The 23277-nt window shown below is 65.8% G+C and carries 24 protein-coding genes; 10 read left to right on the top strand and 14 right to left on the bottom strand.

The window, feature by feature from the left end:
* Positions 1 to 3 precede the first annotated feature (3 nt).
* The gene (locus AC1D3B_RS23610; RefSeq protein WP_478193103.1) at positions 4 to 441 is read left to right on the top strand and encodes an ExbD/TolR family protein; all 438 of its coding nucleotides are present in this window, start codon (positions 4 to 6) and stop codon (positions 439 to 441) included.
* Positions 442 to 444: 3 nt separating this feature from the next.
* The gene (tolA, locus tag AC1D3B_RS23605) at positions 445 to 1407 is read left to right on the top strand and encodes a cell envelope integrity protein TolA (protein ID WP_478193102.1); all 963 of its coding nucleotides are present in this window, start codon (positions 445 to 447) and stop codon (positions 1405 to 1407) included.
* A 23-nt stretch (positions 1408 to 1430) separates the two neighbouring features.
* Here the strand turns inward: tolA and AC1D3B_RS23600 are convergent, their stop codons facing one another.
* Together AC1D3B_RS23600 and dnaE are read right to left on the bottom strand one after the other, a co-directional pair.
* Positions 1431 to 1961: a phosphatase PAP2 family protein gene (locus AC1D3B_RS23600; RefSeq protein WP_478193101.1), complete on the bottom strand. Its 531-nt coding sequence runs from the start codon at positions 1959 to 1961 to the stop codon at positions 1431 to 1433.
* 14 nt (positions 1962 to 1975) lie between these two features.
* Positions 1976 to 5476, bottom strand: coding sequence for a DNA polymerase III subunit alpha (gene dnaE / locus AC1D3B_RS23595; RefSeq protein ID WP_478193100.1), 3501 nt, complete (start codon positions 5474 to 5476; stop codon positions 1976 to 1978).
* Between the two features lie 151 nt (positions 5477 to 5627).
* Between dnaE and AC1D3B_RS23590 the strand changes: the two genes are divergently transcribed.
* On the top strand, positions 5628 to 6413 hold the full coding sequence (locus AC1D3B_RS23590; RefSeq protein WP_478193099.1) for a sulfurtransferase: 786 nt from the start codon (positions 5628 to 5630) through the stop codon (positions 6411 to 6413).
* A gap of 66 nt (positions 6414 to 6479) precedes the next feature.
* Here AC1D3B_RS23590 and AC1D3B_RS23585 read toward each other — a convergent pair whose 3' ends face one another.
* The 4 genes from AC1D3B_RS23585 to AC1D3B_RS23570 form a co-directional block, all read right to left on the bottom strand.
* On the bottom strand, positions 6480 to 7394 hold the full coding sequence (locus AC1D3B_RS23585) for a pirin family protein (RefSeq protein ID WP_478193098.1): 915 nt from the start codon (positions 7392 to 7394) through the stop codon (positions 6480 to 6482).
* A 153-nt stretch (positions 7395 to 7547) separates the two neighbouring features.
* The gene (locus tag AC1D3B_RS23580) at positions 7548 to 8093 is read right to left on the bottom strand and encodes a flavodoxin family protein (RefSeq protein ID WP_478193097.1); all 546 of its coding nucleotides are present in this window, start codon (positions 8091 to 8093) and stop codon (positions 7548 to 7550) included.
* 163 nt (positions 8094 to 8256) lie between these two features.
* The gene (locus tag AC1D3B_RS23575) at positions 8257 to 8694 is read right to left on the bottom strand and encodes a DoxX family protein (protein ID WP_478193096.1); all 438 of its coding nucleotides are present in this window, start codon (positions 8692 to 8694) and stop codon (positions 8257 to 8259) included.
* A gap of 38 nt (positions 8695 to 8732) precedes the next feature.
* Positions 8733 to 9434 (bottom strand): pirin family protein, encoded by a 702-nt coding sequence (locus AC1D3B_RS23570; RefSeq protein WP_478193095.1) that lies wholly within the window; start codon positions 9432 to 9434, stop codon positions 8733 to 8735.
* A gap of 145 nt (positions 9435 to 9579) precedes the next feature.
* Between AC1D3B_RS23570 and AC1D3B_RS23565 the strand changes: the two genes are divergently transcribed.
* Genes AC1D3B_RS23565 through trmB form a run of 4 tightly spaced genes read left to right on the top strand, consistent with a single transcriptional unit; the run spans position 9580 to position 13323 of the window.
* Positions 9580 to 10533, top strand: coding sequence for a LysR family transcriptional regulator (locus AC1D3B_RS23565; protein ID WP_478193094.1), 954 nt, complete (start codon positions 9580 to 9582; stop codon positions 10531 to 10533).
* A 40-nt stretch (positions 10534 to 10573) separates the two neighbouring features.
* Positions 10574 to 11644 carry an NAD(P)/FAD-dependent oxidoreductase gene (locus tag AC1D3B_RS23560; RefSeq protein WP_478193093.1) on the top strand — a complete coding sequence of 357 codons (1071 nt, stop codon included), beginning with the start codon at positions 10574 to 10576 and terminating at the stop codon, positions 11642 to 11644.
* Between the two features lie 15 nt (positions 11645 to 11659).
* Positions 11660 to 12574, top strand: a complete 915-nt coding sequence (gene gluQRS / locus AC1D3B_RS23555) for a tRNA glutamyl-Q(34) synthetase GluQRS (RefSeq protein WP_478193092.1) — start codon at positions 11660 to 11662, stop codon at positions 12572 to 12574.
* Positions 12574 to 13323 (top strand): tRNA (guanosine(46)-N7)-methyltransferase TrmB, encoded by a 750-nt coding sequence (gene trmB / locus AC1D3B_RS23550; protein WP_478193091.1) that lies wholly within the window; start codon positions 12574 to 12576, stop codon positions 13321 to 13323. Before gluQRS ends, trmB begins: the two co-directional genes overlap by 1 nt.
* A gap of 10 nt (positions 13324 to 13333) precedes the next feature.
* Here the strand turns inward: trmB and AC1D3B_RS23545 are convergent, their stop codons facing one another.
* Positions 13334 to 13813 (bottom strand): hypothetical protein, encoded by a 480-nt coding sequence (locus tag AC1D3B_RS23545; protein WP_478193090.1) that lies wholly within the window; start codon positions 13811 to 13813, stop codon positions 13334 to 13336.
* A gap of 207 nt (positions 13814 to 14020) precedes the next feature.
* Positions 14021 to 14443: a hypothetical protein gene (locus AC1D3B_RS23540; protein ID WP_478193089.1), complete on the bottom strand. Its 423-nt coding sequence runs from the start codon at positions 14441 to 14443 to the stop codon at positions 14021 to 14023.
* A gap of 240 nt (positions 14444 to 14683) precedes the next feature.
* Here AC1D3B_RS23540 and AC1D3B_RS23535 point away from each other — a divergent pair, with 240 nt between their 5' ends.
* The 3 genes from AC1D3B_RS23535 (at position 14684) to AC1D3B_RS23525 (ending at position 17414) form a co-directional block, all read left to right on the top strand.
* Positions 14684 to 15862: an ABC transporter substrate-binding protein gene (locus tag AC1D3B_RS23535; RefSeq protein ID WP_478193088.1), complete on the top strand. Its 1179-nt coding sequence runs from the start codon at positions 14684 to 14686 to the stop codon at positions 15860 to 15862.
* A 159-nt stretch (positions 15863 to 16021) separates the two neighbouring features.
* Positions 16022 to 16615 carry an HD domain-containing protein gene (locus AC1D3B_RS23530; RefSeq protein ID WP_478193087.1) on the top strand — a complete coding sequence of 198 codons (594 nt, stop codon included), beginning with the start codon at positions 16022 to 16024 and terminating at the stop codon, positions 16613 to 16615.
* A gap of 31 nt (positions 16616 to 16646) precedes the next feature.
* Positions 16647 to 17414 (top strand): class II aldolase/adducin family protein, encoded by a 768-nt coding sequence (locus AC1D3B_RS23525; protein WP_478193086.1) that lies wholly within the window; start codon positions 16647 to 16649, stop codon positions 17412 to 17414.
* A 17-nt stretch (positions 17415 to 17431) separates the two neighbouring features.
* On the opposite strand, the gene AC1D3B_RS23520 is transcribed toward AC1D3B_RS23525, so the two are convergent.
* The 6 genes from AC1D3B_RS23520 to AC1D3B_RS23495 form a co-directional block, all read right to left on the bottom strand.
* Positions 17432 to 18727, bottom strand: a complete 1296-nt coding sequence (locus tag AC1D3B_RS23520) for an MFS transporter (RefSeq protein WP_478193085.1) — start codon at positions 18725 to 18727, stop codon at positions 17432 to 17434.
* A gap of 41 nt (positions 18728 to 18768) precedes the next feature.
* On the bottom strand, positions 18769 to 19737 hold the full coding sequence (locus AC1D3B_RS23515; RefSeq protein ID WP_478193084.1) for a PDR/VanB family oxidoreductase: 969 nt from the start codon (positions 19735 to 19737) through the stop codon (positions 18769 to 18771).
* A 78-nt stretch (positions 19738 to 19815) separates the two neighbouring features.
* Positions 19816 to 20841: a Rieske 2Fe-2S domain-containing protein gene (locus AC1D3B_RS23510; protein ID WP_478193083.1), complete on the bottom strand. Its 1026-nt coding sequence runs from the start codon at positions 20839 to 20841 to the stop codon at positions 19816 to 19818.
* Positions 20842 to 20882: 41 nt separating this feature from the next.
* Positions 20883 to 21101 (bottom strand): recombinase-like helix-turn-helix domain-containing protein, encoded by a 219-nt coding sequence (locus tag AC1D3B_RS23505; RefSeq protein WP_478193082.1) that lies wholly within the window; start codon positions 21099 to 21101, stop codon positions 20883 to 20885.
* 47 nt (positions 21102 to 21148) lie between these two features.
* Positions 21149 to 22072 (bottom strand): Bug family tripartite tricarboxylate transporter substrate binding protein, encoded by a 924-nt coding sequence (locus tag AC1D3B_RS23500; protein WP_478193191.1) that lies wholly within the window; start codon positions 22070 to 22072, stop codon positions 21149 to 21151.
* A gap of 140 nt (positions 22073 to 22212) precedes the next feature.
* Positions 22213 to 23184: a VOC family protein gene (locus AC1D3B_RS23495; RefSeq protein WP_478193081.1), complete on the bottom strand. Its 972-nt coding sequence runs from the start codon at positions 23182 to 23184 to the stop codon at positions 22213 to 22215.
* Positions 23185 to 23277: the final 93 nt, after the last annotated feature.

Raw genomic sequence — 23277 nt, 5'->3', positions numbered from 1 at the left:
GCCATGCCAGCCATGTCCTCCCGCGGCCGGGGCCGCCGAACGATCAACGAGATCAACATGGTCCCGTTCATCGACGTGATGCTGGTGCTGCTGATCATCTTCATGGTCACGGCGCCGCTGATCACGCCGAGCGTGATCAACCTGCCGACGGTCGACCGCGCCAACAAGCAGCCCGACAAGCCGATCGAGATCGTGATCAAGAGCGATGACGAAGTGCAGATCAAGAAGGATCCGTCGACCGGCAGCGGCGGCAGTTCCATCCCGATGACGCAGATCGGCTCGGCCGCCAAGAACGCCCAAGGCGGCGATGCGGATCGCCCGGTGGTGATCAGCGCCGACAAGACGGTCAAGTACGAGACGGTGGTCAAGGCGATGAACCAGCTCAAGCGCAGCGGCATCGAAAGGGTTGGCCTCTCGGTGCAGACCACGGGCGCGAAGTAAGGCATGTCGCTCGCCGCTGACCGCCCCGAATTCGCGCCGCCGCCGCAGCGCGGAACGCCGCGCGCCGTGCTGCTGGCGCTGATCGCCCATGCGTTGCTCATCGCCGCGCTGACCTGGGGCGTGAGTTGGCGGCGCGAGGCCGAGAACGACGCGGTCGAGGCCGAGTTGTGGTCGTCGACCGTCCAGCAGGCCGCGCCTCGCGCCGTCGCGCCGGTGCCCACGCCGCCGGCTCCGGTGCCGACTCCTGCACCGCCGCCACCGCCCCCTCCCCCGCCGCCACAGGCGGTGAAGCCGCCCGACCCCACGCCGGCCCCCAAGGCGCCCGACATCGCGCTCGAACGCGAGAAGAAACTCAAGGAACAGAAGGAGCGCGAGCGCGAACTGGAGCAGCAGGCGCAGCAACAGAAGAAGCTCGACGCCGCGAAGAAGGCGGCGCAGGAAAAGAAGGAAGCCGAGGCCAGGGAACGCGCCGAGGACGAGGCCGATCGCAAGAAGGCCGAGCAGCAGAAACAGGCCGAACTGAAGAAGCGGCAGGAGGCTGAGGCCAAGCAGGCCGAAGCGGCGAAGAAGAAGGAAGCCGATGTCAAGCAGGCGGCTGCGGATCGCGCTGCCACGCTGAAGCGGATGCAGGCCATGGCCGGCACTGGCAACGAGAACTCGACCGGCACAGCCGCGCGCGCGTCAGGCCCTTCAGGGAGCTACGCGGGCAAGGTCAACGCGGCGGTTCGGCCGAACATCGTGTTCCCGGACGCGAATCTTGTGAGCGGCAACCCGGCGGTCGAATACGACGTTCGCCTCGCACCCGACGGCACCATCGTCGGTACGCCCGTTCTCATCAAATCGAGTGGCCTGCCCCAGTGGGATGAGGCTGCATTGCGCGCGCTGCAAAAAACAGAGAAGCTGCCGCGCGACATCGATGGCACGGTGCCACCTCGGTTGGCGATCACGCTGCGCCCGAAGCTCTGAGCGCACACCCTTTTCGGGCCACCTCAAGCCGGGCGTTTCCACACCTTTTCGATCAGGCCATAGGCGGCAACGGCCGCGAGCCCACCGATAGCCGCACCGACGGTGATGTCCAAGGGATAGTGCACGCCAACAACGACCCGGGCCAGGCTCACGAGACCGGCCAGCACGACCAGGAACCAGCCGACGATCTTGTAGTCCGCAACAAGCAGGAACGAAACTGCCAGCGCCGCGTAGGCCGTCGCATGACTGCTCGGGAAAGAAGGGGTGGGACTATGCCCCAGATGCAGGTAACCGAGGCCCTGCTCGAACGGCCTCGGACGATCCCAGACCTGCCCGATGACCTCGCAGATGATGCTGCCCAATGCAATGGCCAGCAAGGCGGCAAGCGTCGGCCTGACCAGCGGCCGCCAGCGATGCAGCGCGAGCCCCAACAGCAGCAGCACCAGCAGCCAGTGCGCATGCGCCGCCAGGAAGTGGCCGCCGCCGATCACCCAGCCAGGCGCATCCGCGTCAGCGTTCAACAGCAGGAACAGTTGTCGGTCTTCTGGAAGCATGCTTTGCGATCGTCCTAGTCATAGACGATCGCCGCCTTTCCTGCGTCAGCCTGCGCCATCCAGCTTGCCAAGGCCGCATCGGTCGGGAAGAACTTGGCGCGTTCGCCCAGTTGCAGTTCGACCTGTGCGCCATTGCGCGCCATCGACAGGCGCACGCCCAAGCCTTGCAGCAGTTCGCCGTGCTCGCTCTGCTCGGTGCGGGGCGGAAAATCCTTCACCATGCGCGCAATGTCCGGCGCCTTGCCGTTGACCGCCACGCGGAGGAACTTGCCGAAGCGGCAGCGCGCCGTCGCCAGGTCCCACACCTGCTGGACCTGGAATCGCGCCTCGAAGCCGCCACGCGCAGGCTGCAGGCGCCCGCTGACAATCACCAGTTCGTCGTCCTTCAGCACGTTGCGGTTGGCGTTGAAGAGCGCCTCGTCGGCGGTCGCATCGATCGCGCCCGACTTGTCGTCGAGCTTGAAGATGGCGAGCCGTCCGCGCTGGCCGTTGATCACGCGGAAGTCGCTCACGATGCCGGCGATCACCTGCTGTTCGCGCGAGTCCATCAGCTCGTCGATCTCGCGCTTGCAGAATCGCCGCACTTCGTGCGCCACTTCGTCGAAGAGGTGGCCCGACAGGTAGAAGCCGACAGCGGTCTTCTCGTAGGTCAGTCGCTCCTTGACGCCCCAGGGGGTGGCATCCACCAGATCGGGCTCCGCCGTGGCCGAGCCGTGCTCGAAGTCCCCGAAGATATCGACCTGCGCAGCATTGGCCTCGGTCGCGACGGCGAATTCATAGGCTCGATCGACCGATGCGATCAGCGACGCGCGGTTCTGCTGCAACGAATCGAAAGCGCCGGCCTTGATCAGCGCTTCGACCGTGCGCTTGTTGATCCGCTGCCGATCCACGCGCACGCAGAAGTCGAACAGGCTCTTGAAGGGTCCACCCTCCTCGCGCGCCCGCACGACCGCCTCGACCGCGAGTTGTCCCGTGCCCTTGACTGCTCCGAGTCCGTAGCGGATGACCTTGTCGTTGACCGGGACGAAGCGGTAGTTGCCGCGGTTCACGTCCGGCGGCTCGAAAGTCATGCCGAAGTTCTTCTGCGCATCCTCGAACAGCACCTTGAGCTTGTCGGTGTCGTCCATTTCCACGGTCATGTTCGCGCAGAAGAACTCGGCCGTGTAGTGCACCTTCAGCCAGCCGGTGTGATAGGCCAGCAGCGAGTACGCGGCCGCGTGCGACTTGTTGAAGCCGTAGCCCGCGAACTTCTCCATCAGGTCGAAGATCTCGTCGGCCTTCTTCTGGTCGATGTCGTTCCTGGCCGCACCCTTGCGGAAGATCTCGCGGTGCTCGGCCATTTCCTCGGCCTTCTTCTTGCCCATCGCGCGGCGCAGCAAGTCGGCGCCGCCGAGCGAATAACCGCCCAGGATCTGCGCGGTCTGCATCACCTGTTCCTGGTAGACCATGATCCCGTAGGTCTCGGAGAGCATCTCGGCCACCAGCGGGTGCGGGTACTCCACCGGCTCGCGGCCGTGCTTGCGCGCGACGAAGCTGGGGATCAGGTCCATCGGGCCAGGCCGGTACAGCGCGTTCAACGCGATCAGGTCTTCCAGCCGCGTCGGCCGCGCGTCCTTCAGCATGCCCTGCATGCCGCGCGATTCGAACTGGAACACGGCTTCGGTCTTGCCTTCGGCGAAGAGCTTGTAGGTCGGCACGTCGTCGAGCCGGATGTTCTCGTAGGCGAAGTCCTCCTGACCCTTGTGGCGCTTGACGATGAACTCTCTCGCGATCTCGAGGATCGTGAGCGTCGCCAGGCCCAGGAAGTCGAACTTCACGAGGCCGACGGCTTCAACGTCGTCCTTGTCATACTGGCTCACGGCCGAGTCGCTGCCCGGTTGCTGGTAGAGCGGGCAGAAGTCGGTGAGCTTGCCGGGCGCGATCAGCACCCCGCCCGCATGCATGCCGATGTTGCGGGTCATGCCCTCGAGCTTCTGCGCGAGCTCGACCAGCATGCGGACTTCTTCTTCCTTCTCGATCCGCTCCGCGAGTTGCGGCTCCATCTCGATGGCGTAGTTGTTCTTGTCGCCGTCCACCTTGGGTGACGGCGGGTACTGGATCGTCACCGGCTGACCCGGCTTGTTCGGGATGAGCTTGCTGATCCCGTCGCAGAACATGTAGCTCATGTCGAGCACCCGGCCCACGTCGCGAATGGCGGCGCGCGCGGCCATCGTTCCGAAGGTGGCGATCTGGCTCACGGCGTCGCGGCCGTACTTGTCCTTGACGTAGTCGATGACGCGGTCGCGGTTGCCCTGGCAGAAGTCGATGTCGAAGTCGGGCATCGACACGCGCTCGGGGTTCAGGAAGCGCTCGAACAGCAGCTTGTATTCGAGCGGATCGAGGTCGGTGATCTTCAGCGCATAGGCCACCAGCGAACCGGCGCCCGAGCCCCGGCCCGGCCCGACCGGGCAGCCGTTCTTCTTGGCCCAGTTGATGAAGTCGCCCACGATCAGGAAGTAACCGGGGAAGCCCATCTTCAGGATGGTGTTGATCTCGAACTCCAGGCGCTCGACGTAGCGGGGGCGTTCGGCATCGCGTTTGGCGCCGTCGGGATACAGGTGCGCGAGACGCTCTTCCAGCCCTTCGAACGAGGCGACGCGGAAGTACTCCTCGATCGGCATGCCGTTCGGCGTCGGGAAGTTCGGCAGCTGTGGCTTGCCGAGCACCAGGGTGAGGTTGCAGCGCTTGGCGATCTCGACCGTGTTGGCGATCGCGCTCGGGATGTCGGCGAAGAGCGTGGTCATCTCGGCGGACGACTTGAAGTACTGCTCGCGGGTGAACTTGCGCACGCGTCGCGGGTTGCCGAGGATCTCGCCTTCGGAGATGCAGACGCGCGCCTCGTGCGCTTCGTAGTCGTCGGCGGTGGCGAACTGCACGGGGTGCGTCGCAACGACCGGCAGCTTGAGTCGTGCGGCGAGTTGCACCGCTGCGATCACATGCGGCTCGTCTTCGGGGCGGCCCGCGCGTTGCAGCTCGATGTAGAAGCGGTGCGGGAAGAGCCCCGCCAGTTGCAGGGCGATCTCGGCGGCACGCTCGGCCTGGCCTTGCAGCAGCGGCGCACCCAGCGGTCCGGCCTGGGCGCCCGACAGTGCGATCAGGCCGCCTTGCAGTTCCTGCAGCCAGGCCAGCTTGCAGGCGGCCTGCGCCTGTCCGCGGCCGACGTTCTGCGTCCAGGCGCGAGCGAGCAGTTCGGAGAGATGGAGATAGCCCTCTTTGTTCTGCACCAGCAGGACGATGCGGGTCAGGGTGCCCGGTTCGGCGCCGAATCCCTCGACGAAGACCTCGGCGCCCAGCACCGGCTTGACGCCCTTGCCGCGCGCTTCCTTGTAGAACTTGACGGCGCCGAAGAGGTTGTTGAGGTCGGTGATCGCCAGTGAGGGCTGGCCATCCTTGGCGGCGGCCTTGACGACTTCATCGATGCGGTTGGTACCGTCGACGACGGAAAACTCGGTGTGCAGGCGCAGGTGAACGAACATCCGGTGATTGTAGGAAGGCGGACCTCCACGATGTGATCTCGCTCTCCCTAAGGTCATGCCCCCGGCTTGCCACTTCGTGTGCTTCGCCACCCCCCGAGGGGGCGGCTCGGTGGCCTTGGGGCGGCCCGGCGCCCACCTACAATCCCGCCCCGTGCAAGAGATTTTGAATATCGCGGCCTACAAGTTCGTCCCGATTGACGACGCCGCCGAACTGCGTGAAGCGCTTCGCGAGAAAACCCACGCGCTGGCGCTGAAGGGCACGATCCTGATCGCGCCGGAAGGCATCAATCTGTTCGTGGCGGGCACCGCGGAATCCGTGTGCGCTTTCCTGGCATCGCTGCGTGCGGACGCGCGTTTCAGCGATCTGGAAGCGAAGGAAAGCTGGTCGGCCACGCAGCCGTTCCGGCGGATGCTGGTGAAGCTCAAGCGCGAGATCATCCGCATGGACCATCCGGCGATCCAGCCCGCCGCGGGGCGCGCACCGGGCGTGGATGCAACAACGCTCAAGCGCTGGCTCGACCAGGGACACGACGATGCCGGCAAGCCGGTGGCGCTGCTCGACACACGCAACGCATTCGAGGTGGACTACGGCACCTTCGAAGGCGCCATCGACTGGCGGATCCACAAATTCACAGAATTCCCGAAGGCGCTGCAGAAGCACCGCGACGATCTCGCAGGCAAGACGGTCGTCAGCTTCTGCACGGGGGGCATCCGTTGCGAGAAGGCGGCCATCCTGATGCGGGAAGTCGGTGTGGCCGATGTGCTTCAGCTTCAAGGGGGCATCCTCAAGTATTTCGAGGAAGTGGGCGGCTCGCACTACCAGGGTGAGTGCTTTGTCTTCGACGGACGGGAATCGCTGTCGCCGGACCTGAAAGCGCGGGCCAGCGGCGTGAGCGCACGGGCTGCCGAGGATCCTGACATTGGTATCAAGCGCTGATTGAAGGTTGGCGTCCGCTTGTGAGCGCGCCCGGTGGGCGGTTCGGGCCGGTCGACGCAGCGTTCCTTACACAGGGGTTGTCCCGGTGTCGGCGGGCGCCTGAACCTGGAAGGGATGGCCTGGCAACGGAATGAACTCTGTCTCACCTGGCACATGGCCCATGCGTTGCGCGGACCAGTCGGCGCCGGCTTCGAGGATGCGTTCGCGCCGGCTCGAAACGAAGTTCCAGGTGATGAAGCGCGGGCCGTCGAGCGGCTCGCCGCCGATGACGACCAGGCGAACGGCGGTTTGGGCGGTCAGTACGGCGCCTTCGCCTTCAGCCAGCGTTGCCATCGTGTGCTGCGCAACGGCTTCGCCGTCCAGCGATACATCGCCGTCGACGGGATAGATCGCGAGTTCCTGAGCCAGCGCAGGCAGCTCGAAGCGCGCGCCGGCCGGCAAGGCAAGGTCGAGATAGATCGTCTTCGAGAGCGTCGCGACCGGCGAGCGGGCGCCGAAGGCCTCGCCGACGAGCACGCGAACTTGCACGCCCTGTACCTCCAGCGACGGAATGTCCGCCGCGGCGGTGTGCGCGAAGCTGGGCTCGACTTCCTCGTGCGCCTGCGGCAAGGCGGCCCACAACTGCAGGCCGTGGTTCACATAGGTCGCATCGAGTAACTGCTGGGGCTTGCGCTCCGAATGGACAATGCCGCGCCCCGCGGTCATCCAGTTGATCGCGCCAGGGCGGATTTCCTGCACGCTGCCGAGGCTGTCGCGGTGCATCATCGCGCCCTCGAAGAGATAGGTCACGGTCGAGAGGCCGATGTGCGGATGAGGCCGCACGTCGTGCTCCGACCCCGGCTGCTCGGTCGCCGGCCCGAAGTGGTCGAAGAAGACAAAGGGCCCCACTGAACGTCGCTTCGCCGCCGGCAGAAGCCGGCGAACCTTGAAGCCACCTCCAAGATCCTTGTCGTGCGGTTGAAGCAACAGCGGTGCGGTCATCGTGGTTCTCCAAAAGAGTTGCGTCAAGTCGTTCAACCCCACTTCCCAGAAACCCCACGGAACCGGCTTCGCCGGGCCGTCGGGGTTGCCCCCGGCAGGGGGTAGGCGGCCACACGAAGTGGGCAAGCCTGGGGGTGAGCTTATATCTCGAGCTTATCTTTTTGCGACTTCAGCCACGCGTTCGCCAAAGGCGCGCGCGGTGTCCAGGTCGCCCCGCGCCATTTCGGCCGGACTTGCGTCGGAAGGCGAGGTCGTCAGCAGGCCGTTGTATCCGCCGACGTAGTTGATCGAATCGCGCTTCGCGGCCTTGTCGGTGCTCGGCATGATGGCGGGGCTGACCCACAGTCCGCCGTGCTGCATGGCGAAGTGCCAGAGGTAGGTCAGCGTCGCGTCCTTGTCGCCGTTCATGGCCGCGCTGTTGCTGAAGCCGGCAAAGAGCTTGTCCTTCCAGCCTTGCACGTACCAGACCTTGGACGATGCGTCCGCGAATTTCTTGAACTGCCAGCTCACGCCGCCCATGTAGGTCGGCGAGCCCATGATGATCGCGTCCGCCCCGGCGAGCATCTCCCAGCCTTGCGGCGGCAGATTGCCATCGGCATCGATCGGCAGCAGATGGGCCCCAGCGCCTTCGGCCACAGCCTGCGCGACACGCTGCGTATGGCCGTAGCCCGAGTGAAAGACAACAACGATGTCAGGCATCGATCTATTTCCCGGTCAATGAATCACCCCGCATCGTACGGTGTGAGAAGGCCAGAAACACCACGGACCGGCTTTGCCGGTCCGAAGGTGTTGCCCCCGGAAGGGGGTTGGCGAAGCGACACGAAGTGCGCGTAGCCTGGGGGCGAGCAACAGGCCCCCGGGGTTACTTCTTGTCCACGCTGAACCGACCAGCGCCTAGGGCGGCGATCGCAAGCAGCCCGCCGGCAATCGCGATGTTCTTGAAGAACATCAGCTGGTTGACGTACGCCTTGTCGGCGGGCATGGCCCAGAAGTTATGGAAGAACACGGCCGTTGCGACCGTGAACACGGCCAGGATGATCGACACGATGCGCGTCTTGTAGCCGACGAGCAGCAACAGGCCGAGACCGAGTTCGACGACGATCGCGATGACCGCGCCGAGCGCCGGCAGCGGCAGGCCGACCGCGCCGATGTAGCCGACAACGCCAGCAAAGCCGGTGAGCTTGCCGAAGCCCGCAGGCACGAAGAGCAACGCGATCAGAACGCGACCAATCAGTGCCAGCGTGTCTTGCGCAGCGCCTGCGGTTGCCGGAGCGGCGTAGTTTGCGGTGGTAGTGGACATGGGGATTTACTCCTGGGTTGAAAAAAAGTTGCGCGCTTTCAGGCCGCGAGGTCGAACACCAGCACTTCGGCATTCTTGCCGGCGCCGAGCGTCAGTTGCGATTCGCCTTCGAGCAGGGCTGCATCGCCGGTGGCGAGCTTGGTGCCGTTGGCTTCGAGCTCACCGCGCACCAGGTGCACGTAGCTCTTGCGCTTCGGGTCGAGCGTCAGGCTGGCCTTTTCGTCGCCGTCGATCAGGCCTGCGAACAGGCGCGCGTCGGCATGCACCAGCACCGAGCCGTCGGCTCCGTCCGGGGACGCAACCAGCCGCAGCTTGCCACGCTTCTCGGCTTCGGCAAACGTCTTCTGCTCGTAGCTCGGCGGGATGCCGCGCACGTTCGGCTGGATCCAGATCTGCAGGAAGTGGGTGGTCTCGTCGGCCTTGTGGTTGAACTCGCTGTGCATCACGCCACGGCCGGCACTCATGCGCTGGACGTCGCCCGGCGGAATGGATTCGACATTGCCCATGCTGTCCTTGTGAGCGAGCTCGCCCGACAGTACGTAGCTGATGATTTCCATGTCCTTGTGGCCATGGGTGCCGAACCCGGCGCCCGCGGCGACGCGGTCTTCATTGATCACGCGCAGGTTGCCATAACCCATGTGGGCGGGGTCGTAGTACCCCGCAAAGGAGAAGCTGTGGAAGGAGCGCAGCCAGCCGTGATCGGCATAACCGCGTTCCTGGGATTTACGGACTTGCAACATCGTTGAACTCCTGCCCTCGTCTCGAGGGCCTTCGAAATGCCGCGCCCTGTGCGCAGCGGATGTGTGTGACTTTAGGTCCGCAACCCTGCTCGAAAAGCGCTGCGGTTTGATGGCATCATTCAAATCATTTGAACGATCGTCACCCATGCCCACAGCCCGCGACGTCCTGACCCCCGATGCGCTGTCGATGCTGCAGACCGTGGCGAGCACCGGCAGCTTTGCCGCGGCGGCCCGTTCGCTGAACGTGGTGCCCAGCGCGCTCAGCTACCGCGTGCGCCTGATCGAGGATGCGCTCGACGTTCTGCTGTTCGACCGCAGCGGCCGGCAGGCCCGGGTGACGGAAGCCGGCGAGGAACTGCTTCGTGAAGCCGGCCGCCTGCTCGGCGAGATCGACTCGGTCGCCAACCGCGTGAAGCGCGTCGCCACGGGCTGGGAGCCGATGCTGACGATCGCGGTCGACAGCGTGATCGCACGCGATCCGCTGCTCGACCTCGCCACCGCCTTCTACGAGCTCAATCCGCCGACGCGGCTCAAGCTGCGCGATGAGACCCTGCTGGGCACGATCGAGGCGTTGGCCAGCGGCGAAGCCGATCTCGCGGTCGGATCGGTGCTCGACGCGGCGAGTCTCGCCTTCACGGCGACCGGCATCCGCAGCCGTCCGCTCGGCATCCTGACCTTCGTCTACGCGGTGGCGCCACACCATCCCCTGGCCCGGATCGCCGAGCCGCTCAGCGACGAGGTGCTGCGTCAGCACCGCGCCGTGGCTGCGGCGGACTCGTCGCGCGCGGGGCCGAGCATGACGGTGAACCTGGTCGGCGGGCAGGATGTACTCACCGTGCCCACCATGCAGGCCAAGCTGGCGGCCCAACTGCACGGGCTGGGCGGCGGCTTCCTGCCGGAGCCGATGGCGCGTCCGTATATCGAGGCGGGTCATCTTGTCGAACGACGCACCGAGCGTGTTCCGCCCGTCGCGACCATGCATTGCGCCTGGCGGGTTCCCACGGCCGGCAAGCCCGGACGCGGGATGCAGTGGTGGCTGGCGCAATTCGAACACGAAGGAACACGCCGCGCCCTCCTCGAACGCCACCGCGGCCGATGAGGTTAGAGTGCTTCGACTGCCACACCAACATGAGACTGCCATGACCATTCGACCCGTCGCCGACCGCCACCGATCCAACGCATCGCGCCATTTCGCCGTCATCGGTGCGGGCGTCGCGGGCGTGGCATGCGCCCGCACGCTGCTCCAGGCGGGGCACCGCGTCACCGTGTTCGAGCGCCAGGCCGATGTCGGTGGGCGCATGGCAAGCGAGTCCACGCCCTTCGGCCGCTTCGACAGCGGCGCGCAGTACTTCACCGTGCGCGATCCGCGCTTCGCGCGCGTGCTTGAAACCACGCCCAAGGTCTTCAAGCCCTGGAGCGCGAACCTCGTTCGCGTGCTCGACCCCCATGGCCGCGTCGCCGAGGCCGCCCTGCCCGCACTCGAGCCGCACTACGTCGCTCAACCCGGGATGGACGCGCTGGTTGCACATTGGGCCACGCCCCTGGGCGACTCCCTGCTGACGCAAACGCAAGTCACCCACATCGAACCCGATTCGCTCAACGCCAGGCGTTGGCAACTGCGCACCGCGGGCGTCGACGATTCGACCCACGTCTACTCCGGTTTCGACGCGGTGCTTCTGGCCGTGCCGCCCGGACGCACCCGCGCACTGCTGGACGACGGCAAGCTCTCGCAGGACATCAGCCAGAAAATCGAAGCCGTCCGCATCGCGCCGTGCTGGACGCTGATGATCGCCTTCCCGCAGGCCAACCAGCCAACGATGTCGCACCTCGGGCCGCAATGGAATGCAGCGCGCAGCACGCACCACCGCGTGGCGTGGCTCGCGCGCGAATCGTCCAAGCCGGGCCGCGACCGTATCGAGCGCTGGACATTGCAGGCCAGCGCGGCATGGTCGCAGGAACACCTGCGCGACGACGCGCCGCGCGTGGAAGCCAAGCTGCTTCGCGCCTTTTCGGAAATCACCGGCATCCGTGCGGAGCCCTCGCACGCCCAGGCGCGTTGCTGGCCGGAGGCACAGACGCAGGTGCCGGTCGGCAAGCCGCATCTCTGGGACGCCAAGGCGCGCATCGGCGTTGCGGGCGATTGGTGCACGGGTCACCGCGTCGAGGACGCGTTCCTTTCGGGCCTGACGCTGGCGCTCAAGGTGGCTTGATTCCGCTTCGAGGCGATGATCCGGATCGGCCGCTTCGCGCCCTCGCCCACGGGGCCATTGCACGCCGGGTCACTCGTCGCGGCGCTTGCAAGCTGGCTGGATGTGCGGGCCCGAGGCCCGAAGGCGCGCTGGCTCGTGCGAATCGAAGATGCCGATACCGAGCGCTGCCTGCCCGGCATAGGGGACGAAATCCTGAGGCAACTTGCTGCCTGCGGAATGACGCCCGACGATTCGCCTGTCTGGCAGACCCGTCGCACCGCGCTCTACGAACGGGCCCTGGACCAACTCAAGACCTCGCAACTGGCCTACCCCTGCGGCTGTTCGCGCAAGGACATCGACGCGGCGCTCGCGCGCAGCGGGGTCGTGCATACCCGTCATGGCGAACGCGTGTATCCGGGCACCTGCCGCGATGGCCTGCACGGCAAGGCGGCGCGCGCATGGCGTTTCGCTGCGACGAAATTCGAGTCGAACCATGCACCGGACCTGCTTCACTGGACGGACCGACGACTCGGCAACCAGTCGCAAGACGTGGCGCGCGACGTCGGCGACTTCGTGCTCAAGCGGGCCGACGGACCGTGGGCCTATCAACTGGCAGTCGTGGTGGATGACGCCGATCAGGGCGTGACCGATGTCGTGCGCGGCGAAGACCTGGCCGACAACACGGCGCGGCAGATCCTCCTCCAGCAGGCGCTCGGCGTGCCGACACCCAGCTACCTGCACACGCCGCTCGTGCTCGGCGCGGACGGCGACAAGCTCTCCAAGCAGAACGGCGCAACGCCCCTGAACACTGCGACGTCGGAGGATTCACTGGCGGCCCTGGTCAAGGCGGCACGCGTGCTGGGATTGACCGAGACGAATGCGCCCTCCACAGCCGAAGCGCTCGCGGCCTGGGTGCCGCAATGGCGCGATCTCTACAATCCCGGGCCGTGATGACCAGCCCCACTACCGACCTCCCCCGCGACCCGCCGGACGACAGTCCCGCCGTCGAAAAACTCACCGGTGAGGCGCACCCGCTCCACCGCCGCCTGAAAAGCTTCGTCAAGCGCGGCGGCCGCACGACCGACGGGCAGGCGCGCGCGTACGAAGAATTCGGCCCGAAGTTCCTGTTGCCCTACGCCGCCGCGCCGCTCGACTTCCAAGCGACTTTCGGCCGAAATGCGCCGACCATCCTGGAGATCGGCTTTGGCATGGGCGAAGCCACGGCGCACATCGCCGCGCTGATGCCGGAGAAGAACTTCCTGTGCTGCGAAGTGCACGAGCCCGGTGTCGGCGCGCTGCTCAAGCGCATCGGCGAGCAGAACCTCCAGAACATCCGCATCTGCGCCCATGACGCGGTCGATGTGCTGGACCACATGCTGCTGCCGGCAACGCTGGCCGGCGTGCATGTGTTCTTTCCGGACCCATGGCACAAGACGCGGCACAACAAGCGCCGGCTGATCCAGTCGCCCTTCGTTCGCAAGCTGGCGGAACGCCTCGCGCCGGGCGGTTACCTGCATTGCGCCACCGACTGGAAGCCCTACGCCGAACAGATGCTCGAAGTGCTTTCGCAGGAGCCCCTGCTTCGCAACACGGCGGAGGCCTATGCGCCGAAGCCCGCCTATCGCCCGCTCACCAAGTTCGAAAACCGCGGACTCAAGCTGGGCCACGGCGTGTGGGACGTGGTGTTCGAACGCCGCTGACCGCTCAGGCTCAGTTCGCCAGGATCGGATTGCGCTTTTCTTCCTCGAGCTGCTGCTGCCTGCGCACCGCTTCGCACTGCGGGTGAGGCTTGAATGCAGGCTTGAGGCATTGCGCAGCCATGCAACGCGCCGCGGAAAAGAAGTTCAACCCGCTGCAGGCCGCACTCGGATCGACCGCTTCGGCATGCTGCCGGTTCGGTCGCAACACTGCGACAGGCTTGGCGACTTCCTCCTGCAGGGATGGCGCAGATGGCGGAGATGGCGGAGATGACGGAGACAGCGAACTGGGCCGCTTCACGGCCGCCACGGGTTCGACCGGAACCGGCCCCGTCGGCCCCGCCGTGGGAGCCGGCAACGCGATCGGCATGGCGATCTGGACCGCGCTCGCCCCCGGCTCCGTCTTGTAGACAGCACCCGGGCCCGCAAGCATCCAGCCTGCCGCCGTACCCACGGTCAGCGCAAGGACGAGGCCACCAACGCTGAACCACAAGCTCCTTTTCGGCGCATCGATCGGAGTGAATGCAGTCGTCGACCGGGATTTGCGTGGCGCTTCCGGCGGCGGGGCATATTCCGTCCGAGCAAATCCGGGCGCGGCGAATGCCGTCGGCAGCGGGTTGACGCATTCGATGCAGAACTTGGCGATACCGCGGTTCTCGGTGTCGCAGATCGGGCATCTCACCTGCATGTCGGCCGTACGTCAGTGGTGCACGGCGGGGACATCTTCCGCTTCCGGCGCAAGGCCTTGCGCCGCAAGGACGTTCTTCTGCGCCGCCATGATGAGCGCCGCCCGGTAGGCGGAGCGGCTCGCGATCTTGGTGTGGGTGATCAGCGCCTGCCAGTCGCGCTCCAGTTCCTCGCGGGACCGATCGACCGGCTTGCTCATGAGCGCCTGGCTGACGTCGACCAGCGCGGCTGCGGAACTGAGACAGATGTTGATGGCGGATTGGGCGGCGCTCGCCCGGAACTGCTGCTCCTCGGTGCGCAGGGCTTCCAGGGGAACGTTGGCGGTGGGCCCGCGATAGGGGGTGCCCTGCAGTTCGCTGTCGGCGTGCGCGAGCACCCTTTCGATGGTGGCCAAGGCGCTTTCCAGCAGTGCGATATCGATTGACGTTTGCTTCATTTCATCCAGCCGGATGGATTCCGGTCCAGGCGGAATGTTGACAGCGGACGGCACTTTCGCACTGTGCAAAAAGCCACACTGAACATACAAAAGTTTACAAATTTCGAGCCATCAACCGGCGATTTCAGGCGCCGAAGGTGCCAGAAGTGCCCCATCCATGGCGTGTGCGTGACTTAGTACCTTCTATTGCGGCATCGAAGTTGCTACATTTTTTTGTCAATTACAACGAAAGGTGTCCCGATGAACCTGTCACGCAGGGCCTGGTTCGGCACGGCGGGTGCCGCGCTGGTGGTCGGTGGAGGCTTGTGTTCCGGCCGGATCAGCCATGCCCAGACGACAACGCGCCCCGCGGGCAGCGCCGGAGGCGCGCGCACCGTGGTTCTGGGTCAGTCGGTCCCGTTGACCGGTGCCGCCAGCGAGATCGGCCTTGCATTCGCCGCGGGTTGCCGCCTTTACGCGAGCGGGTTCAATGAAAGCAGCGCGAGCAGCGGCATCCAGCTCAAGCTGGTGCAGCTCGACGACGGCTATGACGCTGCGCGCGCGACCGCCAATGCCCGCACCCTCCTGACCGCCGACAAGGCGGACATGCTCTTCGGCTTCGTCGGGACCGCCAGCAGCGAAGCCGGCGCGGTCGCCGCGGCGCAGCAGGGGACGGTCCTGTTCGCCCCCTTCGCCGCTGCGGACAACCTGCGCGCAGCGAGCCATCCCAACGTGTTCCATGTCCGGCCCAGCATGGCCGACGAAGCCTTCAAGATCGTTCGCCAGTGCGCCACGGTCGGGCAGACGCGCATCGCGCTGATCGGCGACGACGACGCCATGGGTCGTGCCGGCCTGGCAGCCGTGCAGCAGGCCGTCACCGAACTCAAGCTGTCCCCGCTGGTCACCAGCGCGCTCGTGCCCGCCAGCGGGGACAAGCTGGATGCAGCGCTCTCGGCGGTGCAGAAGGAGTCGCCGCAGGCGATCATCCTGGTGTCGCTGTCGACCACGACGGCCAATGTGATCCGGAAGCTGCGCAAGGGCGGTTATGCCGGCGCCTTCATGGCGTTCTCGATCGTGGGCATCGACCCGCTCTACACAGAACTCGGCAAGGACATCGGCGGCATCGTGATTTCGCAGGTGGTGCCCTCGCCGCGCTCCTCGGCGATCCCGATCGTCAAGGAGTACCTCGCCGCCGTCGACAACTCGGACCAGTCCCCTTCCTATGAAGGCCTCGAGGGATTCATCGCCACCAAGGCGGCGGGCGAAGCCATCAAGCGCGCCGGCCGCGGCTTCACGCCCGCGGCACTGCAGCGCGTGATGGCGGGCATGACGGACTACGACGTCGGCGGCTTCCGCATCAACCTGCGGCCGGGCCTGCGCGACCCGGGGAGGACCATCGATCTCATCAGCATCACCAAGGACGGACGCGTCCTTCGCTGACGACAAGGGCTATCCCGCACTGCCGAGTTGCTGCAGCGGTCGAGGCAGTGAAGGCAAGGGTCGAGTGGGGTTTACGAGGGCGCCCCATTGTCAAATTCCTGACAGTTGAGCGTCACGCACAGGTCTACAGTGGGCCGCATACCCACAGGAGACCCCACGATGAACGCAAGAGCGAATTTCGTCCGCATGCAGGACAGCACACGCGAAGACTGGCAAGTGATCGGCGGCGAATTCATGCAGTTCGCGACCGGCCTGCCCGAGCGCGTGATCAAGCACCTCCAGATCCTCGAAGGCGACTACGGCGGCTTTCCGATCGACCGCTACACGCACTCGCTCCAGACCGCCACCCGCGCCCTGCGCGACGGCCGCGACGAGGAGTACGTGGTCTGCGCGCTGTTGCACGACATCGGCGACACGCTCGGCACCTTCAACCACCCCGATATCGCGGCCGCGATCCTCAAGCCCTTCGTGACGGAGGAGAACCACTGGATGGTCCAGCACCACGGCATCTTCCAGGGGCACTACTTCTTCCACCACATCGGCCTCGACCGCGACCTGCGCGAGAACTTCCGCAGCCACCCGAACTTCGAGCGCACTGCGGAGTTCTGCGAGCTGTACGACAACCCCGCCTTCGATGCCAAGGCCGAGACCTTGCCGATCAGCGAATTCGAGCCCATGCTGCGACGTGTGATGGCGCAGCCCCGCCAGAGCATCTACAAATCGGCGGTGACGGCCGAGACGGCCGCCGCCTGACAGCACCCCCACTCATCCCAGGAGACCCTCGATGAACGCCACCTCCCAAAGCGAAGTACAGAAGCTCGTGAGCGCCGAAGAATGGCAGCTGCGCGTGGACCTCGCGGCCTGCTACCGGCTGGTCGCGCTGTATGGCTGGAGTGATCTCGTCTTCACGCACATCAGCGCGCGCGTGCCCGGACCGGAGCACCACTTCCTGATCAACCCGTACGGACTCATGTTCGACGAGATCACCGCGTCGAGCCTGATCAAGGTCGACAAGGACTGCAACAAGGTGATCGAGTCGCCCTACCCCGTGAACCCGGCGGGCTTCGTCATCCACAGCGCGGTGCATGCGGCACGCGAAGACGTGCAGTGCGTGCTCCACACCCACACGCGTGCGGGCATCGCGGTGAGCGCACAAAAGAACGGCGTGCTGCCGATCAGCCAGCAATCGACCTTCGTGCTCGCGTCGCTGGCCTATCACGACTACGAAGGCGTGGCCTTCCGCGACGACGAGAAGCCGCGCCTGCAGGCCGACATGGGGAACGCGAACTTCCTCATGCTGCGCAACCATGGACTGCTCACGGTCGGCAAGACGATCGCGGACGCCTTCCTGAGCATGTATACCTTCGAGAACACCTGCCAGATCCAGATCGCCGCGCAAGCCGGCGGCGGGGAGCTGACGCAGGTCGACCCGCGCATCGTCGAAGGCGTGGGCCACGCGATGAAGGTGCAGACGGGCGGGATGGGCGGGGCATTCGTCTGGCCGTCATTGATCCGCAAGCTGGATCGCGTCGACCCGAGCTATAAAAACTAAGCCCGCCCCGGGCTGGCTTACGCCAGCGTCGCGCCCACGCCCGGCAGTTCATGCCGTCGCTCGCGCAGCCACAGCACGAAGCCGCACGCGAACACCACGAGTTGCGTGCCAATGAGCAGCGCGAATCCCGCGAAGAAGCCCGATGCGGCGCCGCCGGAAGCGCCCTGGCCGCCTGACACCGCTGTGATCACGCCGCCCATCAGGGCCGGCATGAATCCGGCGACCAGGCTCCCGGTTCCGTTGACGACGCCGAAGGCGCTGGCGACATGCTCGGGGCGCGAGCAATACTGCACCGTGCTCGGAATCGCGGGGCTCTGCAATCCCCAGAAGAAGTTGGCCGCGATCAACGCATAGGCCGCGAGGTAGCGGTCCTGCGCATTGATGGCGAGCAGCACCGACAGCGCCACGCCCACGCTCGCCCACATGAAGATGAAGGGCACACGCTGACGCTCGATCCTGTCGATGATCACGCCGCCCAGCAGCACGGCCAGGACCGTCGCGTATTGCGGCAGCGAAGCCAGCCAGCCCATCTCCTTGAGCGAGAAGCCGCGCGCCTCCTTCAGGTAGGTCGGCAGCCAGTTGCTGCTGCCCCAGAGATAGGCCAGCGTCGCGGAAGTCAGCACCGTGATCAGCACCAGGTAGCGCGTCTGCAGCGCTCCCTTGACGATGTCGCCCACGTGCGTCATCGCATCGCCGAAGGACTTCGGCTTCCGCGTGCCGCCGTATGCGGTCGGCATCTTGACGAAGGCGAGCACCAGCGGAATGCCGAGGGCGATGTTCACCACGCCCAGCACGTAGAACGAGGTTTCCCAATGGAAGCAGGCAAGCATGTAGCCGATGAGCGGATAGCCCAATGCCAGGCCCAGGCCCGTCCCCATGTTGACGAAGGAGTTGGGCTTTCCGTTCTCGTGGCTTTCGAAGTGCGCCTTGATGTACGACGAAGCCAGAGAGAACAGCGGCCCTTCGGAGACGCCGAGCAGCACGCGCGATGCGAGCAGCATCCCGTAGCCGTTGAACCAGGGCGTGATGAAGGTCACGACGCCCCACAGCCCGAGGCCGATGATCAGGCTGCGCCGCACGCCGAACAGCGCCGCGCAGAACGGCGTCAGCACGAAGGCCGACACCCCGTAGCCCACCATGAACGCCGTGGCCAGGAGCCCCTGGCTCACGCGATCGCCCTTGGCGATCCCCACGTGTTCCAGGAACGCCGAGTCGGTGATCAGGACCGCGATGTTGATCCGGTCGACATAGGAGATGGCAACGATCACGAACAGCGTGATGACGCCATACCAACGAAATGCTCTGGCTTGCATTGCCTCTTTCCTTGGGGAAATGTGCTGACGCTGGCAGGCGGCTAAATGTCGAGCACGAGCGGGCCGCGCTTGCAGCCCGATACGCAAATCATCATGGTCTTGTTCGACGCACGTTCCAGCTTGGTGAGGATGCCGTCGTGATGGTCGATCTCTCCATCCAGCACCTTCGTTTCACAAGCGCCGCACACGCCTTCCTTGCAGCTGTGATCGGGATTGAGCCCCGCGTCAATCAGGCTGTCGAGGATCGATTTGCCTGGGGGAACCTCCACGGTCTTGCCACTCTTCGCGCACTCGACCATGTAGCTCTGTGTTGCGCTCGGCGCCTCGACATGAACCGCCGCGAAGCGTTCGATGTGGGCGTGCGGGTAGCCGAGTTGCTCGCAGGTCTTTTCGAAGCCATCGAGCATCGGCGTGGGGCCGCAGCAGTAGTAGTGGCTGTCGGCGCCCTTGTCGCCGAGCAGCGCCGCGAGATTGGGCGGCCCCCCCTTCTCCTCGTCGAAGTGCCAGGTGAGTTGCACCGACTTCTCGGCCGCCAACGCGGTGATGGCCTCGACGAAGGCCGCTTCCTTGCGGGCCCGCGCGCAGTACAGCAGTTCGACCGGCTTGCCGATCGCCACGAGCCGCTGCAGCATGCACCAGATGGGCGTCACGCCGATCCCCCCGGCCACCAGCACCGAGCGCTCGGCGCCCTCTTCGAGCTTGAAGTTGTTGCGCGGCACCGAGATCGGCAGCGTCATGCCCACGCGCAGCTGCTGGTGCACATAGCGCGATCCGCCCCGGCTCTTGCGATCGTTCAGCACGCCGACCACGTAACGCTGGCGATCGGTCGACGGGTTGCACAGCGAATAGCTGCGTACCAGGCCGTTGGGCAGGTGCAGGTCGATGTGGGAACCGGCTTCGAAGGCGGGGAAGTCCACTTCCGGCGTGGCCGGTCGGAACTCGACGCTGACGATGCCGTCGGCTTCGTAGCGCATCGTGTGCACCAGGGCGTTCAGCGTGGGGGATGACATGGCGGGAACCTCGGGGAAACGATTCAGTTCAGGGGGCCGTTCGCGGGTCGATGTCGAGCCGCGCGAATGCGGCGAGGGTCATGACGCGTTCGCGCCTTCCAGTTGTTGCGTCGCCAGGCCGCGCAGGTGGCGGCGCAGGCGCACGACGCCGAGGTCGTGCTGGTAGAGCTGCTCGTGCTTGTTGGCGTCGGGTTCCATGTTTTCGATCAGCACGCGGTCCTGTTCGAGCACGTGCCAGTGGCGCGCCTCGAGGCGGTTCTTGTAGAGGAAGCGCCAGGTGTCGCGCTCCCAGCCGACCGGCAGCTTGCGCACGCGCCAGTGGAAGGCGCACGAGAGCGTCGGCGAGATCGGCGTGTAGCTGCCGACGATGATGAAGTTGCCGCCGGGGCCGCCCGTCTTGGGATACGGGATCTCCAGCCGCATCCAGTGAAGTCCGGTGTCGGCCCATTCGGTCCAGTCGAAGTTGACGTTACGCTGGCCTTCCTTCTCGAACACGAAGCCGGTGTCCGTCGCGCGGATGCCGAACTTGGCCGTGGAGTCGCCCTCGGCCATCGAGTGCGACTGCTTGTGCAGGAAGGTGCCGTGCATGGGGTCCATCACGTTGTCCAGCACGTAGCGGTAGTCGCCCTTCCACTCCGCATAGCAAAGGAAGCTGGAGTACTGCGCGTCGTCGGTCAGCTGCTCGGGGAGCACCAGCGGCGGCGGCGTCTCGACCGATTCCTTGGAGTTGTAGAGCCACACCGCGCCGGCTCGCTCTTCCACGTGATAGAAGCGCGTGGCCTGCGAGCCTTCGAGCTTGCAACCGGGGCTGCCGGGAACGCGGGTGACGACGCCATCGCAGCGCACTTCGACGCCGTGGTACGGGCAGGACAGGCGGTCTCCGAGGATCACGCCCTGCGACAGCGGCGCGCCGCGGTGCGGGCAGCGGTCTTCGAGCGCATGCAGCTTGCCGGCATGGTCGCGCCAGAAGGCGAACTTGCGGCCGAGGCGGCGCAGCGAGACGGGCGATTCCTTGATGAAGCTCGTCGGGCAGATCGGATACCAGAGATCCTTCAGGCCGATCTCGAGCAGTTGGTCGACCGGGTCATCGTGGGTGGTGGTCATGACGGTTCCTCTTGAATGGGGAAAAGGGGACGATCGAAGACTCAGGCGCCGAGGGCGGCCATTTCTTCGCGATAGATGGCCTCGGTCCAGAGCTTGCCGCTGGGGCTGGCGAGGCCGCTCTGGTTGAGCTGTTCGACCAGGCCGGGCAGGTCGTGGATACCGGCCGCGAAGGCGCGCTCGATGGCATCGCCGAGCAGGTCTTCGTAGGTGGTGGGGGTGCGCTGGCGCGCCTGGTGGGGATCGAGATAACGGTCGGTCATGGTTCGCTCCATCGAAGAAAAGGGGTCGTTCGGAATTGATGTTCAAGTCATTCGGCAACGATGTTCCGGGCCTTGATGATTCGGGCCCACACCGCTGTTTCGTCACGCATTGCGGAGGCGAACTCGGCCGGCTTCATCGTGGCGGCCGTCATGCCTTGCGCCTGCAGGCGGTCGCGCACATCGGGCTGCGCCAGGATCTCGGCCGCATCCTTCGCGAGCTGTTCTGCGATGGCGGGCGGCGTGCCGGCGGGAGCGAGAAGGCCGTACCACGAGGTCACGTTCACGCCCTGGATGCCCTGCTCCGCCAGCGTCGGGATCTCGGGTGCGACCGGGCTGCGCTTGGCTTCGGTCACGCCCAGCGCGACCAGCTTGCCGCTCTTGATGAAGGGCAGCGTCGCCGGCAGGTTGCTGAACATCAACGGCACCACGCCGCCGAGCACGTCGTTGAGCGCGGGGCCGGTGCCCTTGTACGGAACGTGCAGCAGGTCGACGCCGGCTTGCTGCTTGAAGAGTTCGCCCGCCAGGTGAAGGCCGCTGCCGACGCCGGGCGACGCATACGACAAGGTGTTGGGCTTGGCCTTCGCCCGCGCCACCAGTTCCTTGGCCGTCTTGATGCCGGAGTCGGGCGAGGCGACCAGCACGTTGGGCGCCTTCGCCAGCATGGTGACCGGCACGAAGTCCTTCTCGATGTTGAACGGGAAGTTCGGCATCAAGGTCGGGTTGATCGTGAGGTTGCCCGCAGGCACCACCAGCAGCGTGTGGCCGTCACCCTTGGCGCGCTTGACCTTGTCGATGCCGATGTTGCCGGCGGCACCCGCCAGGTTCTCGACCACAGCCGCCTGGCCATAGCGCTTGGCGAGGCCGTCCGAGAGGACGCGGGCCAGCGTATCGACCGGGCCGCCAGGCGGGAACGGCGAAACGATGGTGAAGCGATCGCTCGAAAGCTGCTTCTGTGCATCACTCTGTGCCATCGCGGGCACGCAGCACACCGCGGCGGCGAGCGCAGCGATGCCCGTTCGGAGAACACCGCGGAACCGGCTCTGCCGGGCCGCCGGTGTTGCCCCCTGCAAGGGGGTTGGCGTAGCGACACGAAGTGCGCGAAGACTGGGGGTCATTTCTCCTCCGTAAGGAACTTGCCTTGCGGCCCTTCCACGTTCTTCTGGCGGCGGGTGTTCCCGTCGAGGCCGCCATCGACCGCCCATTCGGCGAACACCGTCGGTCCGGGTTCGAACTCACGCGGCTGCCAGTCGGCCGTGAGTTGGTCTTCGTCCGCGTAGTACTCGATCAGGCCGCCGGCGGGGTTCTTGAAGTACCAGAAGTAAGCCGACGACACCGGATGCCGCCCCGGCCCGAGTTGCGTTTCCCAGCCCTTGCGCGAGAAGTGCAGGCCGCCGCCGAACACTTCGTGGATGTCGCGCACGGTGAAGGCCACGTGGTTGAGCCCGCGCTTGCCCGAAGGGATCTGCAGCAGGAACAGGTCGTGATGACCGCCGCTCGGTGCGCAGCGCATGAAGGCGCCGCGGTTGGGGTAGCTGTCCGACGAGACGAAGCCGAATCGATCGCGGTAGAACGCGCTGGTCGCGAGCACGTCGCTCACGAAGAACACGACGTGACCCACTTCGATCGGCAAGGCGCGGTCATAGATCGGCGCGGCCTGGTTGACGCGCGGCTTGGCGTTCCACGTGTTCATCGCGCCGCAGTCGATCTCGATCGGGTGCTTGCGGCTGACCTGCAGGCGCACGGCAAGGCCGTTCGGGTCGATGCAGCCGATGCGGCGTGCGCCTTCGACGATGCTGTCGACGAAGCCGGGGTCTTTCGCGATGGCTGCGGCATAGCGGTCCAGGTCGGCGTCGCTCTCGACGCCCCACACCACTTCACGCAGCGTCGGGCCCTCTTCCATCGCGGGCGGCAGGCCGGGCTTGTCCAGCGCCGCAACGACAACCTTGCAGCCATTGAGGCACTCGAAGACGAGTTGGTCGGATGCTTCCGACTTGAGCGCGAGGCCCCAGTCCTGGAAGAAAGTGCGGCAGGTCGCGAGGTCGTCTGCCGCGTAGGTGATCTGGTCGATGCCCAATACGCTCATTTCAATTCTCCATTCCAGAAATACCGCGGAACCGGCTTTGCCGGGCCGCTGGTATTGCCCCCTTCAAGGGGGTGGGCGGCCACACGAAGTGGG

It is taken from the genome of Variovorax sp. P5_A3, from assembly GCF_056400665.1.
This window is presented reverse-complemented; position numbering and strand designations above follow the sequence as displayed.

What these genes read in the sequence shown, in the direction of transcription:
- AC1D3B_RS23610 (WP_478193103.1), top strand. Translation starts at nt 4, where the DNA reads ATGCCAGCCATGTCCTCCCGCGGCCGGGGCCGCCGAACGATCAACGAG.
- tolA (WP_478193102.1), top strand. Translation starts at nt 445, where the DNA reads ATGTCGCTCGCCGCTGACCGCCCCGAATTCGCGCCGCCGCCGCAGCGC.
- AC1D3B_RS23600 (WP_478193101.1), bottom strand. Translation starts at nt 1,961, where the DNA reads ATGCTTCCAGAAGACCGACAACTGTTCCTGCTGTTGAACGCTGACGCG.
- dnaE (WP_478193100.1), bottom strand. Translation starts at nt 5,476, where the DNA reads ATGTTCGTTCACCTGCGCCTGCACACCGAGTTTTCCGTCGTCGACGGT.
- AC1D3B_RS23585 (WP_478193098.1), bottom strand. Translation starts at nt 7,394, where the DNA reads ATGACCGCACCGCTGTTGCTTCAACCGCACGACAAGGATCTTGGAGGT.
- AC1D3B_RS23580 (WP_478193097.1), bottom strand. Translation starts at nt 8,093, where the DNA reads ATGCCTGACATCGTTGTTGTCTTTCACTCGGGCTACGGCCATACGCAG.
- AC1D3B_RS23575 (WP_478193096.1), bottom strand. Translation starts at nt 8,694, where the DNA reads ATGTCCACTACCACCGCAAACTACGCCGCTCCGGCAACCGCAGGCGCT.
- AC1D3B_RS23570 (WP_478193095.1), bottom strand. Translation starts at nt 9,434, where the DNA reads ATGTTGCAAGTCCGTAAATCCCAGGAACGCGGTTATGCCGATCACGGC.
- AC1D3B_RS23565 (WP_478193094.1), top strand. Translation starts at nt 9,580, where the DNA reads ATGCCCACAGCCCGCGACGTCCTGACCCCCGATGCGCTGTCGATGCTG.
- AC1D3B_RS23560 (WP_478193093.1), top strand. Translation starts at nt 10,574, where the DNA reads ATGACCATTCGACCCGTCGCCGACCGCCACCGATCCAACGCATCGCGC.
- gluQRS (WP_478193092.1), top strand. Translation starts at nt 11,660, where the DNA reads ATGATCCGGATCGGCCGCTTCGCGCCCTCGCCCACGGGGCCATTGCAC.
- trmB (WP_478193091.1), top strand. Translation starts at nt 12,574, where the DNA reads ATGACCAGCCCCACTACCGACCTCCCCCGCGACCCGCCGGACGACAGT.
- AC1D3B_RS23540 (WP_478193089.1), bottom strand. Translation starts at nt 14,443, where the DNA reads ATGAAGCAAACGTCAATCGATATCGCACTGCTGGAAAGCGCCTTGGCC.
- AC1D3B_RS23535 (WP_478193088.1), top strand. Translation starts at nt 14,684, where the DNA reads ATGAACCTGTCACGCAGGGCCTGGTTCGGCACGGCGGGTGCCGCGCTG.
- AC1D3B_RS23530 (WP_478193087.1), top strand. Translation starts at nt 16,022, where the DNA reads ATGAACGCAAGAGCGAATTTCGTCCGCATGCAGGACAGCACACGCGAA.
- AC1D3B_RS23525 (WP_478193086.1), top strand. Translation starts at nt 16,647, where the DNA reads ATGAACGCCACCTCCCAAAGCGAAGTACAGAAGCTCGTGAGCGCCGAA.
- AC1D3B_RS23520 (WP_478193085.1), bottom strand. Translation starts at nt 18,727, where the DNA reads ATGCAAGCCAGAGCATTTCGTTGGTATGGCGTCATCACGCTGTTCGTG.
- AC1D3B_RS23515 (WP_478193084.1), bottom strand. Translation starts at nt 19,737, where the DNA reads ATGTCATCCCCCACGCTGAACGCCCTGGTGCACACGATGCGCTACGAA.
- AC1D3B_RS23510 (WP_478193083.1), bottom strand. Translation starts at nt 20,841, where the DNA reads ATGACCACCACCCACGATGACCCGGTCGACCAACTGCTCGAGATCGGC.
- AC1D3B_RS23505 (WP_478193082.1), bottom strand. Translation starts at nt 21,101, where the DNA reads ATGACCGACCGTTATCTCGATCCCCACCAGGCGCGCCAGCGCACCCCC.
- AC1D3B_RS23500 (WP_478193191.1), bottom strand. Translation starts at nt 22,072, where the DNA reads ATGGCACAGAGTGATGCACAGAAGCAGCTTTCGAGCGATCGCTTCACC.
- AC1D3B_RS23495 (WP_478193081.1), bottom strand. Translation starts at nt 23,184, where the DNA reads ATGAGCGTATTGGGCATCGACCAGATCACCTACGCGGCAGACGACCTC.